The 343-nt window shown below is 40.5% G+C and carries 1 pseudogene; it reads right to left on the minus strand.

The window, feature by feature from the left end:
* Positions 1 to 343, minus strand: a pseudogene (locus tag V7083_RS23385) (APC family permease); the annotation flags it as partial.

Genomic DNA, 343 nt, shown 5'->3' on the forward strand with positions numbered 1-343 from the left:
AAGGATATTAATAGATAGTTTTATTTTCCAATGTGTTCCTTTCACTCGCAGCCATCGGCGGATTAAACCGAACTGTGCGGTTGAAAATGAGAGGAAAACACCGATCGCATACAATGGAATCAACGAGTTCGTATGGGCATGAAAAGTCAGAATCAGTATACTTGCACAAGCAGATAAGGTGATGATTCCGTTCGAATATCCCAGTCTGTCTCCCCGATTGGTTAATACCCTTGGTAAAAATCCATCAGAGGCGACAATTGCTGCTAGGTGTGAAAAACCAGTATAGGTAGAATTCGCAGCCAAGATTAAGACAATAAAAGTGGACCAAATAATGATTTGATAG

The sequence above is a fragment of the Bacillus sp. JJ1764 genome, from assembly GCF_036962145.1.
Taxonomy (GTDB): Bacteria; Bacillota; Bacilli; order Bacillales; family Cytobacillaceae; genus Neobacillus.